Source organism: Paenibacillus plantarum (assembly GCF_013141695.1).
Taxonomy (GTDB): Bacteria; Bacillota; Bacilli; order Paenibacillales; family NBRC-103111; genus Paenibacillus_E; species Paenibacillus_E plantarum.
The window spans coordinates 1-15,007 of the sequence record NZ_WHNY01000083.1; the positions used below are offsets into that span (position 1 = coordinate 1).

Genomic DNA, 15,007 nt, shown 5'->3' on the forward strand with positions numbered 1-15,007 from the left:
TTCTTTCGCTCACTGCCGTGTTACCGAAGCAGCGAGAAGTAATATACCACAGATCGTTTCACCAATGCAAGTTCTTTTTTTCAATTGGTGTCGATGTCTGTCGAGAAGTTCATTTCGCATCATTTGTGTTTGCCTGCTTCAGAACAACGAGGACTAATGTACCATGTCTAGAAATCAATTACAACCCCTTTGGAATAGTTCCATTATTGCCATTGTTTTGAATTGTTTATATTCAAAAAAAGAACCTGCAGCAACAAGCTACAGGAGTCTAGCATTTATATATGATAAAGGGGGTTGAAATATAGTATAAGCTCTCGACCTTAAACGAACCTGAAATGCGCATCTTTCCCTCCATTCTTCCTCAGTAAGTAAATCCCAGTAGACGCTCAGCCTCTAACAGCCATCGTCCTAAGTCTCTAGCTAGTATCTAAGGAGCATGCATAAAGCTGTCCGATCCAACTATCCGGCATCGCTTCCATTCTCACTTTCATTAGAAGAGCTAGCCCCAACCTACTTTCAACAGGGAAAAAGAAAAGAAAAAGGAGGGAGCTCTCCGCTTCCCTCCTTTCCCGGTCAATTACAAAGGCACCACGTTGCGCCAACTTCGCAACGCCGTAATATCTTCCGCGCCTTCGGCCGCGTAAGCTTCACAAACGAAGCCCGGGACTTCCGTGCCGTCCCGGAGCTCAACCTTGCCGATCCCGAGCGGAGCCGGGATCGCTGCCGCAAAGCCGCCGAATGCCTCGAGCGGCATCTCCCAAATCTCCAGCAGGATGGCTGCGCCACCCTGCTGTTGCTTGATCATCCCTGGCTTCGCAGGGGATGTCGGCAGCTTCACAAGGCTGTACTTCGCAGCGGATTCATCCTCCCGGATGAACCGAGCTCCGCAGCCTTGCATCTGTTTCTCCAGCGGGTAGCCACGCATGTGCAGCCCGCAAACCGCCACGAGCGTCGTTTGCGCAGCAACGACGGGGTTATCCACCTTTGCATCGGCGCTGGCACTCGCCGCAGCAACTTCCGCTACAGCTACGTCGCTTCCAACCAACAACTCCGCCGCCCCACAAATCAACCCTTCCTCTTCCGCTAACGCGAAGAGTGTAATCCCAAACGGCGTCTCCGGCGCCGCATCGCCCGCTGGCATAGCCACCGCACACAAATCCAGAAGATTGCAATGGTTCGTGTAACGACCCATATCACGATTCGTACTGATCGGGTCTGCGAGGACCTGCTCGCGTGTCCACGTGCCTCCGCAAGTCGGCATTACTAGCACCGCATCCCGCAACAAATTCCTAGCTTCCAATTTATACTGCTGTAGCTTATGCATCGCAACAAATACCGATGCCGCGTCATACTCGGCAGCTGCGCCCGAGCGCAATATCTTTTCCGTCACCGGATATGCTACACCTGGATTCGCCTCAATAAATGGACCGATATCGGCCCAGCGTTCAGCCACCCAAGGGCCTTCATATAAAATCGCCGCAGCTTGCGCGAATAAGTCAACATCTACCTCTTCAATCAAAATACCCTCACGCCGACTAACCTCACGCACCTGTTCAACAGCCTGTAGCCACGCTGCGCGATACTCCGCAGCGTAAGGTCCATAAAAGCCTAGTTCACCGCTAGGCAAACATATCTTTGCAGGCAGTCCCGCTGGTTTCCGCACAACATTGCGGGACCAAGGATCTTCCGCGTGGACTCCCCGCGCCACGCTGTCTACGACAAGCGCATCCGCGAGGGAATGCGCGAAGACCGTGACGCAGTCGAGGCTCGCACAGGCTGGCACGACCCCCTTGGTCGGCCATGCGCCGAGACTCGGCTTATAGCCGACTAGGCGATTCAGCGCTGCCGGCACACGGCCGGAGCCAGCTGTATCTGTGCCAAGTGAGAACACCACTTGGCCACGGACTACACTGACGGCCGAGCCAGAGCTCGAGCCGCCGCTGATCAGTTCAGGACGCAGCGCATTATGCGCGTCCCCGTAAGGACTGCGAGCGCCGACTAGGCCGGTCGCGAACTGATCTAGATTGCTTTTGCCTACAGGAATGGCGCCTGCAGCAATCAATCTCTCTACGACACCCGCATGCTCATCCGGCGTAAACGCATATTCCGCGCAGCCTGCGGTCGTCGGAACACCCGCTAGATCAATGTTATCTTTGATCGCGAAGGGAATGCCCCACAATGGTGCGTCCGCAAAGGAGAGTGTAGACAAACGATCCAAGTACGGCTGTATCGCATCCATCGTCGGCGGCGTAATCCAAATGTTCATATCAGCGTCAGCGATCGAACGCTCTACAATCGTCGACATGACCTCCTGTGGAGATAATGCGCCCGCTTCATATTTTTCACGCAGATAAGATATGGTCAATTCTTTTGCCAACTCATCACTAATAACCCGTTCTCCCATAACCCCTTCACCTCTCCCTTATGCAGATTGTGCGATACCTAGAATTAATTGTCCGGCATGTACCTGATCGCCCGGTTTAACGCCAATCATCGAAACATAACCGTCACAAGGTGCGTGCTGTGGGAACTCCATTTTCATACTTTCAAGAATCGCCAGCTGGTCACCCTTCTTCACTTGCTCACCCGGAGACACCAACACTTTCCAAACGCTGCCTGGCATAATACCACGCACTGCGATCGTCCCTGCAGGTAACTCATCTTCCGGTGCAACATCGCCTGTCTCCTGCTCGGAGACATATTCCGCTAACCCTTTGGCCTTCCAACTCTCACGTTCTTCTTTGAACGCATCACGCTGCTGGGTACGGAACGTATCCGTTGTTTCTTCTATAGTACTTAGGAATTGTAGGTACTCACCTAAATCAAACGTCGTCTCTTGAATGTCCGCCTCATAACGACCGCGAGGGAAATCCTCACGCAATTGCAGCAGCTCTTCCGCACTCACTTCATAGAATTGAATTTGATCAAAAAATCTCAACAACCAAGGCTTACCCGCCTGAAAACTCTCCGTTGAGCGCAGACGATTCCACATTTGAATGGTACGCCCTACGAATTGATATCCGCCCGGACCTTCCATCCCATACACACACATGTAAGCTCCACCGATGCCGACGGCATTTTCTGGTGTCCATGTACGAGCGGGGTTGTATTTCGTTGTAACTAGACGATGACGAGGATCAACCGGTGTTGCCACAGGAGCGCCCAAATACACATCACCTAACCCTAGTACGAGATAGTTCGCTTCATACACAATTTTTTTCACTTCATCTATAGTGTCTAATCCATTAATACGTTGAATGAATTCTAAATTGCTCGGGCACCAAGGTGCATCCGGGCGTACGCCTTGTTGATACCGCTCGATTGCAAGTTGCGTTGCTGGATCATCCCACGACAATGGCAAGCGTACAATACGCGATGGCACACGGAACTGTTCTAGTGGAGGCAGCGCAGCGTCGATCTCAACAATTTTTGCGCACGCCTCTGTCACTGTAATTTGCGAAGGATCAATATGAATTTGCAAGGAGCGAATACCTGGCGTCAAGTCCAACACGGGAATCGAGCCACTTTCCACAATCGCCTGCATCAAAGCCTGCACTTGGAAGCGCAGCAGTAAATCCAGTTCTAGCTCACCGTATTCGACGAGCAAGTTTTGATCCCCGCAGCAGCGAATCGTGATCGGGAATCGACGGTTCTCGACTTCATGGAAAAGTCGCGGATACTCTGGCGTAATCTCCTCATTTACAGCAGGCAATTGCACATGTATTAGTTGTTCAAAATGTCCCTCGCCAATCGCACGCAGGTTGCTCTCTTGTAGATCACGAAGCGCTTCGGCTTCAGGAAGCGTCAGCAGGTGGAAACGGATCGAGTCACCAGGGTGTAATTGCCCTAGCTTCCAGAACTCAGCCGATGCAGTCGTCACCGGACACACGAAACCTCCAAGGCTGGGACCATCAGGCCCTAGCAAAATCGGCATATCACCCGTTAGGTCGAGTGTACCGATTGCGTAGGCATTATCGTGAATGTTGGAAGGGTGGAGTCCCGCTTCCCCGCCATCTTCACGCGTCCACAGCGGAGCTGGCCCTTTCAAACGAACCCCCGTCCGCGAGGAGTTAAAATGCACTTCCCAGCTCGTTTCTGTCAATTGATCCAGATACTCCGTGCGCAAAAACTCACCTGTACAATGCGGTCCAGGAACAACCCCAATCGTCCACTCCCGTGTCATCCCTGGGCGATGATCCGGCGCTAATTCAAACACATCCTGCACTCGGTTCTCCCCGCCTTCGTTAACACCAAGCACATCGCCCGTGCGAAGCGCACGTCCGCCGTGACCACCGAAGCCGCCCAACGTAAACGTGGACGAACTGCCTAAAAGCTTCGGCATATCGAGTCCGCCGCCGATTAACAAATAGGTGCGCATGCCTTCTTTGGCTTCGCCAAAGCTTAGCACTTGCCCTTTCGCTGCAAACACCGGACGGTACATAGCGACCGTCTCCCCATCGAGTTCCGCTTGCATATCCGCACCCGTTACGCAGAACCACATGTCACTGCGGAACTTGTAGGAGCCGCCACGCAAGGTCATTTCAAGACCAGGCGCATCGTCCGCATTGCCTAGCAATTTATTCCCGATACGGAACGATAACGGATCCATCGGTCCGCAGGGCGGCACACCGACATCCCAATGGCGAATACGGCCTGGGAAGTCTTGCACGGTTGTCTGAATACCGCCATCAACAACTTCAAGCGCGCGCTCTGTAGGCTCGAATGTATTCAACAATTGCGTGTAGACATTGCCTGTGAGGCAAGCTTCTTCTTGCAGAAGCGCACGTACATACTGCAGGTTCGTTGTTAACCCATACATGCGCGTTTCCGCCAGCGCTTCTACTAATTTATGGATCGCGTCTAGGCGGTCTTTGCCATGAACAATGATTTTAGCCAGCATCGGATCGTAAAGTGTCGTTACCGTTAGACCATCGCGAACCCACGTCTCATTACGTGCTTCGCTTGAGAAAACTGCGCGATCTAGCTGACCGGCACTCGGACGGAACTGTTGCAAGCAATCCTCTGCGTAAATCCGCGCTTGGATGCTGTGCCCTTCAGGTTTGCGGATGAGGGGTTGAATGTCATTCAGCTCAAGCGCCGCTTCACGAACCATCCACTCCACGAGGTCGATCCCAAGCACTTCCTCCGTCACACCATGCTCTACTTGAAGACGCGTGTTCACTTCCAAGAAGTAAAACTCACACGTTTCCGGATCATAAAGATACTCAACCGTTCCCGCACTGCGGTAGCCAACTTCTGCTGCCAAACGCTTCGCCGAAGCAAACATGGCCTCACGTACTTCGTCTGACAGGTTCGGAGCTGGGCTTTCTTCAATGACCTTTTGATTACGGCGTTGGATAGAGCAATCGCGCTCACCTAGTGTTACAACTTCACCCAACGAGTTGCCGAAAATTTGTACTTCAACGTGACGAGCACGTGCAATATATTTCTCGAGGAACATGCCCCCGTTTTTGAAATTCGTTTCAGCCAAATGACGTACGCCATCGTAGGCAGAGCGCAATGTCGCTTCATCTGCACAAACGCGCATGCCGATACCGCCGCCGCCCGCTGTACTTTTCAAAATAACCGGGTAGCCAATACGGGCCGCTTCTGTTAAAGCTTCTTCCAGCTCCGTGATTAACGGAGTACCTGGCAGCATCGGAACACCTGCACGTTCGGCAATTTCACGTGCGGAATGCTTCAGTCCGAACATCTCCATTTGCTCCGGAGTCGGTCCGATGAATACAATGCCATGCTCGCGACAAGCACGGGCGAAATCCGCATTTTCACTCAAGAAGCCATACCCAGGATGGATCGCTTGCGCACCCGTTTCAAGCGCCGTTTGGAGAATCAGCTCTGTATTCAAGTAACTCGATTTCGCTGGCCCCTCACCGATCAGAACCGCCTCATCGGCTCCATCCACATGTAAACTATCTTGATCTGCAGCCGTATAAACAGCAACGGATTGAACTCCCAATTTGCGCAATGTACGCTCGATACGCACAGCGATTGCTCCACGATTCGCAATTAGCACTTTTGTAAACATCGTAACCACTCCTTCATGTGTATGTTCGTTATTTATCCCAGATGAGCACCTGAATCGGTGTCGGGTTATAGGCATTACATGGATTGTTAAGCTGCGGACAATTGCTGATTAGTGCCATCGTGCTGCCAATGGACTGCATTTCGACATAGCAGCCAGGCGAGGATACGCCATCATCGAATTTCAAACCACCATCCGGTGTCACGGGTACATTCATGAAGAAATTGATGTTTGGTGCTAAATCCCGCTTCGTATACACGCCGTCCTGTCCAGCCAGTTGAAGCATGAACGTATCACGACAATTGTGCATCGACAGCTTATCGTGTGAGTAACGCACCGTATTGCTTTGTGCGGAGCACGAACCACCAACCGTATCATGACGTCCACAGGTGTCAGCTACAATTCGCAGCAATTCCTTACCTGACTCGGCTCTCAAAATGGAACCAGTGCTCAAGTAGATGTTGCTTTGCCCTGTGATCGTCGCCACCGCACTGTAGTGATCCTCGGGATTCTCCGCATCATAGAACAACGTGTCTGCCGCTTGATTCCCTTCGAGATCCACAATCCGCATCACTTGCCCTGGCTTCAGAACACGCATCCAGCCGTCTCCCGCTTGAACTACTTCACTATATATCGCATCCTCCACTTGACGCGGGCTCTCTACTCGATTAAATACAGCCATACTCCATGCCTCCTTTGTTTGGTCAGTTCATTAAGAACCTAGCAGTGTGTGATATTCCCATGTATTTTCAAAAGCTCGGCGATTCTCCGGGCGATAATTCAAGCAATAATCGTCTTCATTAACAGGCGATGCGCCCATCACCTCTATTTTGACAGGCACAGATGGATAACTCTCTCTTGGATCTAATGGATTCGGCGTGTTGGACAGAACGACTAGTGTGTCTAGCTCTGTTCTTAATGTAACTATGGCCCCTGCTGGGCAGTGATCTAGGCTGAGTCTCATGTCCCCATTGTCATCCACGACGACTTTGGAGAATAGATTCACCACCGGCATCATATCCCGCATGCTTAGACCATTACGAACAAGCTCAACCGCAAAATTCTCTTGACCGCTCCGCAGCCAATCATTGCGCAGCTCCTGATAGTTCGTCGTACCGTACTTGGCATCTGTCGCTGCACGACTTGTGTATCCGCTAAGTGGATCATGCCACCCTAAGCTATCTTCCACGATACTCACCATCGCACGACCGTTATCGCTCATCAGTACATTCCCACGGGTCAAATGCGCCGTATGCTGTGCTTTGAGCGTGTCTGGCATATTGTAACGCTCCGTCAGATCCTTCGCGTGGTACAACTGGATTGACACATTCGCGCCTGCTTCCAGCGCAGTCAAACGAATTAACTTCCCTTTGCCAATTACCCCTGACCATTTGCCTCCCGGCCCTATGTCCTTGCTCCAAATGTTCCCCATGCTATCGCTCTCCTTCGCTTTTTGCTTAAACAAAAAGGGAGACATCACAAGACCCATTGTCTTGGTGATATCTCCCAGGTTTTTATCCTTCCGTGGCACTCTTTCACAAGAGTGGTTTACTCTCGGACCAGCCCGGTACGTTACCGGCGGAATCCTAGTAAACAATCGTATTCGTTTATGTCACTAAACATAACATCGTTGATGATATGTGTCAATAACTTCTATTCATTTTAGTTAATTTGCATAAAATACTTCTCACAAACCTAATAATGTGTTATATTAACTTACACAAATAACGAATATCTAACATCATTAATAATTTACTTAACATCCTTACATATAAGTAATGAAACATCACATACAAAGTTTTCTAGGGTTCCGCGGGCGGCCTGCTCCCCGGTCTGGACCAAGAGAAGACGCACAGCTAAAGACTGTGTTCACGGAGGGATAAAAGCCCGGGAGATATCTGTAACCTAGATATCGCCTTGGCTTTTTTGCATACAAACCTCTTCTGTGTTCACATTAACCACTGATGAGGGAGTGTTATCACTATGACCACTGAAGGCACACTACGTAAATCCCTAAGCTTGTATCAAGTTGTTTATATGGGGCTCGCTTGGATGACCCCTATGATTTATTTCTCCATCTATGGGATCGCCTATGAGAATGCACATGGGATGTTGACGCAGGCTTACCTCCTCGCTTTCATTGCGATCTTCTTCACCGCGTACAGCTATGGTGTGATGTCTAAGGTTTTTCCGACTTCCGGTTCCGCCTACACCTACACCAAAAAAAGCATCCATCCCTATCTAGGCTTTCTAGTAGGCTGGGTCTTGCTCCTGGACTATTTCTTCTCCCCCATCATTGCGTGCTTAACCTTCGGTATCTACCTGCATGCTCAGTTCCCGTCCATTCCTGCTTATGTGTGGATCATCGGACTTAACATCGTCCTCGGTCTCATTAATATCATTGGCATCAAATTCTCCGCAAATATCAGCAAATTGTTCGTCTGGATCCAAATGATTTTTATCGCTGTGTTCTGTTTCTTTCTATTCCGCAACTTATCCGGTGTTGGTGAGATTCACCCGCTTCAGCCTTTTCTGCAAACGGATGTACCTTTCTCCACCATTCTCGCTGGCGCTTCTATTATATGTTTCTCATTCTTAGGTTTTGATACAGTGACAACGATGGCTGAAGAAACGGTCAATTCGGAGAAAACCATTCCGAAAGCCATCATGATCATCATTATCGTTGCCAGCATTCTCTATTTAGTGCCTTCTTTCCTAACGCAGCTTGTCTATCCACATCTAACTTTCGTAAACATCGATTCTGCTGGCTTTGAAATTGTTAAAATGGTTGGCGGAGCAGCGCTGAGCTCGGTATTCCTCACCGTTTTAATTCTTGCGATTTTCACCCAAGGGTTATCGTCCGTAACTAGCGTCTCACGCCTCCTGTTCGTGCTGGGTCGAGATAGCGTGCTGCCGAAGCGAGTGTTTGCGTTCCTTCATCCGAAGTTGGGCACACCTGTTATCAACATTGTGATCGTTAGCGTCGTCTCGTTGCTCGCGCTCGTGATCTCCTTGGATAATGCCGTGAAATTCGTCAATTTCGGCGCCCTTTCCGCCTTCTTCTTCGTCAACGTATCTGTCATCGCACAAAAGTATATGAAAGAACGCCAACGCTCGCCGAAGCAAACGATCTTGTATCTCGTGCTTCCGTTGCTAGGCGCCGGATTCATCGGCTATCTACTGTCATTGCTGGATAAGGACGCGATATGGATGGGCATAACTTGGCTGCTTGTTGGGGTGGTGTACCATCTCGTTCAAAAACGTACCGCTCAAACCAAAGATGCCGCAATTGCTATTAGGGCTGCACGCTCAACGCCCCTGAACTAGCTAGCACAGAACTTAGAAGAACCTGAGGATTTCCTCAGGTTCTTCTTTTCTTGCGTAGAGGTACTACTACTTCCCGACTACTCTGCTACTTCATACTGCAGCCCACTTAACCTTGTCGCACATTTCATTGCTTCATGTTACAACTTCTAACTCTACCTTCTTGCCTACCTCACCCACCATCTCATTACCTCCATCCCTACCTTCTTGTCTACCTCAACGCCATCTCATTGCCTCCATCCCTACCTTATTGTCTACTTCAACCCCACCCCATTACCTCTCCACGCCATTCCCATCTCCAACTAGCTAATCACTGCCTCTCCGCAACAGAACGCAAAAAATAGCTGGAAAAACTCCAGCTATTTTCTCACATATTCAGCTCTTACGAACATTAACTGTAAAACCTCCAGTTAATTCCAGCCTTTTCTAACGAAATGGGTCAAATGCGTGAAATTAACTACATAATTTCCAGCTATTTCTGATTTTCACTCGAAAATCATGAAAATAGCTGTAGTTTTTCCAGTTAATCGCGGCCAGCCGGTCGAGAGGAAGGCCCCGCCTGGGTTGGGTTGGGTTGGGTTGGGTTGGGTTGGGTTGGGTTGGGTTGGGTTGGGTTGGGTTAACCCGGTTTGGTTCAGCTCGGTTCGACTCGGCTTCACTTGGCTTGGCCTAGCTCAGCTTAGCCAGGCTTATCCTAGATCGGCTTTGCTCGGCTCAGCCTGGCTGACTCATCCTCCCCGCCTTACTTCCGATCCGCCGGATACACCAGCCCGATCTGTCTCCGCGCCTCATCCATAATAGCCATCGCCGCGCTGGAATTCGCATGTGAGTTCGTCGGGGACTCTAAGTCACCCGCCTTAATCAGCCGGCTAAACTCCTCCGCCTCGTAGCGCATCGTTCTTGCGCTTTGCTCCCGCGTCAGATCCTCTACGGAGCCATCGCGGTAACGAATTTGCACTTTCTCTGGTTGGTTAATCTTATCGATGACCATGGTCGCCAATTCACCTTGAATTTCGGTTGGCAGGTAGGAGCTAGCGATTTTGGAATGCTGAATCACAGCATCCATCTCTTTGTAGCTTAGCAACAAGCTACCCTCGCCATCAACGCCGGATTCCAGCATCACCGCACTCGCTTGTACCCGTTCAGGCGCACCGAACAACACAACCAATGGATAAATACAATACACACCTAAATCCATCATCGAACCATTTGAAAACACAGGATTGAACGCATTCAGCACAGTCCCCTGCTTGTAGGCGTCATATCTGGATGAATACTGGCAATAGCTCGCAAAATAACGACGCACTTTGCCAAGCTTATGTAAATTGTCTTGTACCGCTTTGAAGTTAGGCATTAGCGTTGACTTCAACGCCTCCATGAACACAACCTGATGGCTGCGCGCAGTGTCAATCATAGCGGCAAGCTCCGCAGTATTAGATGCCGCAGGCTTTTCGCAAATCACATGTTTCCCATGCTTCATACAATGAACAGCATACTCCGCATGCAAGGAGTTCGGACTTGCAATATAAACAGCTTCAAACGCATCACTTTGCGCAAATGCCGTTAAGTCTGTAAATTGATGTACGACATCAAATTTCCCTGCGAATTCTGCAGCCTTTTCCGCCGTGCGTGAGTATACAGCGGTCAACTCGAACTCTCCTGTTTCGAGCGCCGCATGAATGAATTCCTCTGTGATCCAGTTCGTACCAATGACTGCAAATCGTATCATTTTCCCCATTGCTCCTTCATCCTAGCTATATTCTTTGACTTCTACCCTACCAAATTCACCCTCCGAATTCAATCTCATCGCCACTCTGATTTCCGTGCAATCATTGAAACTTCCCATAATGCTTGATCTTCACTTTCGTTTGACAATGAATCTCTATATCGGGGTACACCTCACGCCAGTTCATAGCTTTCCATTCCTTATAAGGAACAATTTGCTTAATCTCGTTTCCTAACCCAAGGCTGTCCACATTATGCTTCTGCATGTTTTTCAGCATAGTTTCCATGTGCGAGGTAATTTTTTCTCCTATTTTGTCCTCAAGTGCATGCCGATCTTCTTCCTTGCTAACTTTCAAATCTCCCATGTACTCCAGAATAACACCGCTTACTGCAATATCGAAATCCACTTTGAACGAGCTCCCGCCCGCGCGTGTCGCGTGAACCTTTCGTTTGCTAACCAACGAATCGAACAACACAAACTCTTTCTTATCCCCCTCTTCACTTAGACGCATGGGTAAGGAACCTAACTTGAATTTTTTACTTAACATCGCAAAAAAAATCGTTTCCTTGTCTGCTATTTTCGTCACATAGCGATCATCTTGAAACAAGGCAATACCATTCACCTTCACATGGTCACCAATATCTTTAATGATCGGCGCAACAGGATCAACACCATCATCGTAATAGTCTCTGGTGAACTCATATAGGGTAATCTTCGGAATGCTCTGGAACCTCATTTCAGATTGCATCATTCGATCAATATACTGTGCTGTGCGCAGGTAATTGCTATAGTCTTTGACTAGTAAGTCATGAGCATCTCCATCCACAACGGTCACTTTGACCCGCGGTGAAACAGAAGGATCCCTTACCAAGGTATCGATATCATCCCAAAACCCTTGCCTTGCTAGTGTCGTCCCGAACATAATATTACGCATCTGTCCACTGACCAGAACCAACTGAGTCTGCCTAGATAGATCTACTTTTGCACCTTTGCTACTATCGGAAATGGTCGTCAAGACTTCTCTTGGCTTTCGGCCTTCATCCACAGCCAGAGGAATGCTATTGGTTACCTTGAGCATGCCCCCAGGCATTAGATCAAATGCTGTCGTATGTGTCAGTCCTATCTTTTCTAAGATCCGCTGGTCATTCCCACAGCCTGTGATCGTCATCAGTAGCATACAAGTAATCAGCCATCGAAACTGAATCTTAAGCAAGCTGTTTTCGCCACCTTTGGATAGAAAGAATGCCAATTAACATGATCGGTAAAACAAAGGAATAAGCAATCGTCACATAAGTACCAATAAACAACCATTTACCTACCTCATCCAACACACTTGGAATGAACGAAATGAGAAAAGTAATAGCCATCAAATATAGCGTGATACGCGCAAACTTACTCTTCATGAAAACCCGTTGCAAGCATAAACTTGCTGCCCAATGATACATAACGATTGTAATGAGAACCCGAAACACAAGAAAACTAAAGAGGATATTCTCCGCTCGCTCGATAAAAGGAAATTTAATATACGCAAGTAAGTCGATACAAGGAAACATAATCAATTTCAACTGTTGCAAGCTATAGAAGCCAAAGCAAACTAAGCACACACTGACGTAGAGCATAAAACTAACGAAATTAGCTATCTGTACACCTGTAAAAAATCGCGCTTTCTGCTGAACGTAAGGGAACAACAGCATACTGAGCTCATATCCCAAGAAAGAACCGTATAGGTTAAAAGCACCCTTCCAATGGTCTTTGCCCTCTTGAAATATATAATGCGTATATCGCGATAATTGCAGATCATTAAAGAATGGAATTTCCAAAGGCATCATCCACAATACCAAAAATAAAAATACAGTACTTGCTTTCACAATCGAATAAACGCCTTTAACGAGCAATAAATACGCTAACAAACTAACAACAAACATGAAAGACATCGGGTTTGCTGTTGGAAATGCGGTAACTTGGAAAATAAGCACATACTCCTTAGCAACCAGACTAGCCGTAAGCGACCAAGTTAGCCCTACCATGACATATAACGGATACACGATCCACTTAGGCAGAAAGCTTTCCAAAATAGTGAATATATCCGTCCCGTTTCCCATTTTCCAAACGACCCAAATCAGATAAATGTTAAAAGCGACGATAGCCGCGATGACAACTAACATGAGCCAACCGTTATAACCAAAGTATTCAGCTGCAATGCGCGGCAAAGCAAAGAACCCCACACCAACTTGAGTCATATGAATCAAAATGAAGATATGGAAACCGCTCAGCTTCTCATTCACGCACTGATCATCCTTATTTTCTCATTTTATTCTTCTTGGAATTGGTCGTTTTCACTTGACTCGGCCGTACAGACAGCATGGAGAAAGGACCGCGAATGAATACATCTTTCCAGTCACCCCATTTTGTAGGTGCAAAGGGAGATAGATAGGATGTTCCTAAACTCGTCAACCCACATAAATGGATCACAATGTAGCAGATGCCCACCATCAGACCGAAATTCCCCCATATACCGGCTAGCAAAATCAAACCAAAGCGGATAAGACGAATCGATGCGCTCATCACATAACTCGGAATCACAAAAGACGATATCGCCGATGAAGCAACTGCAATAATAAGAATGTTGCTCGTAAGCCCTGCTTGAACAGCCGCTTGACCAATAACAATACCGCCAACGATGCCAATGGTTTGTCCGATTTTGGTCGGCAACCGAGCCCCCGCTTCACGCAATAGTTCTATCGTTACTTCCATCAACATCGCTTCAATAACGGGAGGAAAAGGCACCTTACTTCGTGATTCTCTTAATGTCAAAATCAACGCCTCAGGTATCATCTCATAATGATACGTAGTCACAGAGACATAGACAGCTGTAAACGTAATGGTTATCACAAAGGCGATAAACCGAAGCATCCGAGTAGCAGTCCCAATCGACCATCTCTGATAGTAGTCATCCGCGGAAGAAAAGAAGTCGAAGAAAGCTGTTGGAGCGCTCACTACGGATGGACTTCCATCTACAATGGCCAGAATCCGACCTCCCACCAATTTGGAAACGGCCGTGTCTGGACGCTCCGTCATTAAGAATTGCGGAAATAATGAATTAGGAAAATCATCGATATACTGAGAAAACATGTTGCCATCGTAGACGGCATCAATCTCAATTCCACGAATACGTCCAACAAATTCATTCACCAGATCCATATTCGCAATCCCTTTGATATACAGAACAAATACGACGGTTTTGGTGACTTCACCGACTTCTAGCTTAATCACTTTTAGATGAGAGCTCTTTACCCTTCTTCGCACTAACGAAAGATTCGTACCCGCTGTTTCCGTAAACGCATCATGCGGCCCGGTAATAACGGTCTCGGTCTCTGACTGTTGCACACTCCTAGCTTCAGGGCCATAAACAAAGAACAAATATACCTTTTCGTCATGAAAAATAGCTACTTGCCCAGACAATATCCCAATGACAATTTTCTTAGGGTCATCCGATTCTTCAAATTGCGACTGCTCTAACAGGTGGCTTAAATCATCCGTTTGCACATTCGATAATGGATCCATGACTTCCCGAGACAATTGGGTGTGATCAATCATATGGGGAATATAAATAATATCAACTTGGACGCTAGGTATGTTTCGATGAAATACATCAATACAATCTTCAAATTGCTCCAGAATATGAGCTAACGAAACCGACTCATTCGTATTGGCAGGCTCCGTTAACACAGGTATCTCAAATCGTGTAGGCTCTCTATCTACTTGCCGCGAGAAAGAAAACAATAACCGATCCCATATGGCCATGCACGATCCCCTCCTGCTAGAGCTTTCCATTATTCTGAGCAGTTACGCTTAAAATATTCCATTTCGCCCAAAAGTTGCGCTTGAGCACGCATCTTGACACGAAACCAAAT

9 protein-coding genes and 2 riboswitches are annotated in these 15,007 nt (G+C 48.2%); of the genes, 1 reads left to right on the top strand and 8 read right to left on the bottom strand.

Annotated features, from left to right (window positions below; genetic code table 11):
- Positions 1-577 precede the first annotated feature (577 nt).
- From atzF to GC096_RS34210, 4 genes are read right to left on the bottom strand one after another with little or no spacing between them, the layout of a single operon-like run.
- Positions 578-2,404, bottom strand: a complete 1,827-nt coding sequence (gene atzF / locus GC096_RS34195; RefSeq protein ID WP_171636949.1) for an allophanate hydrolase — start codon at positions 2,402-2,404, stop codon at positions 578-580.
- A gap of 18 nt (positions 2,405-2,422) precedes the next feature.
- The gene (gene uca, locus GC096_RS34200) at positions 2,423-6,046 is read right to left on the bottom strand and encodes an urea carboxylase (RefSeq protein WP_171636951.1); all 3,624 of its coding nucleotides are present in this window, start codon (positions 6,044-6,046) and stop codon (positions 2,423-2,425) included.
- Between the two features lie 28 nt (positions 6,047-6,074).
- Positions 6,075-6,725, bottom strand: coding sequence for an urea amidolyase associated protein UAAP2 (locus GC096_RS34205; RefSeq protein WP_171636953.1), 651 nt, complete (start codon positions 6,723-6,725; stop codon positions 6,075-6,077).
- Positions 6,726-6,755: 30 nt separating this feature from the next.
- Positions 6,756-7,475, bottom strand: coding sequence for an urea amidolyase associated protein UAAP1 (locus tag GC096_RS34210; RefSeq protein WP_171636955.1), 720 nt, complete (start codon positions 7,473-7,475; stop codon positions 6,756-6,758).
- A gap of 69 nt (positions 7,476-7,544) precedes the next feature.
- Positions 7,545-7,644, bottom strand: a riboswitch (guanidine-I (ykkC/yxkD leader).
- A gap of 190 nt (positions 7,645-7,834) precedes the next feature.
- Positions 7,835-7,939, top strand: a riboswitch (guanidine-I (ykkC/yxkD leader).
- Positions 7,940-8,026: 87 nt separating this feature from the next.
- On the opposite strand from GC096_RS34210, the gene GC096_RS34215 reads away from it, so the two are divergent.
- Positions 8,027-9,370: an APC family permease gene (locus GC096_RS34215; RefSeq protein ID WP_171636957.1), complete on the top strand. Its 1,344-nt coding sequence runs from the start codon at positions 8,027-8,029 to the stop codon at positions 9,368-9,370.
- Between the two features lie 739 nt (positions 9,371-10,109).
- On the opposite strand, the gene GC096_RS34220 is transcribed toward GC096_RS34215, so the two are convergent.
- The 4 genes from GC096_RS34220 to GC096_RS34235 form a co-directional block, all read right to left on the bottom strand.
- Positions 10,110-11,096: a Gfo/Idh/MocA family protein gene (locus tag GC096_RS34220; RefSeq protein WP_171637036.1), complete on the bottom strand. Its 987-nt coding sequence runs from the start codon at positions 11,094-11,096 to the stop codon at positions 10,110-10,112.
- Positions 11,097-11,196: 100 nt separating this feature from the next.
- Entirely contained in the window at positions 11,197-12,306 is a 1,110-nt protein-coding gene (locus GC096_RS34225) for a Ger(x)C family spore germination protein (protein WP_171636959.1), read from the bottom strand.
- Complete coding sequence (locus tag GC096_RS34230) at positions 12,299-13,378, bottom strand: GerAB/ArcD/ProY family transporter (RefSeq protein WP_171636961.1); 1,080 nt, start codon at positions 13,376-13,378, stop codon at positions 12,299-12,301. Before GC096_RS34230 ends, GC096_RS34225 begins: the two co-directional genes overlap by 8 nt.
- Before the next feature lie 13 nt (positions 13,379-13,391).
- Positions 13,392-14,897, bottom strand: a complete 1,506-nt coding sequence (locus GC096_RS34235; RefSeq protein WP_171636962.1) for a spore germination protein — start codon at positions 14,895-14,897, stop codon at positions 13,392-13,394.
- Positions 14,898-15,007 lie beyond the last annotated feature (110 nt).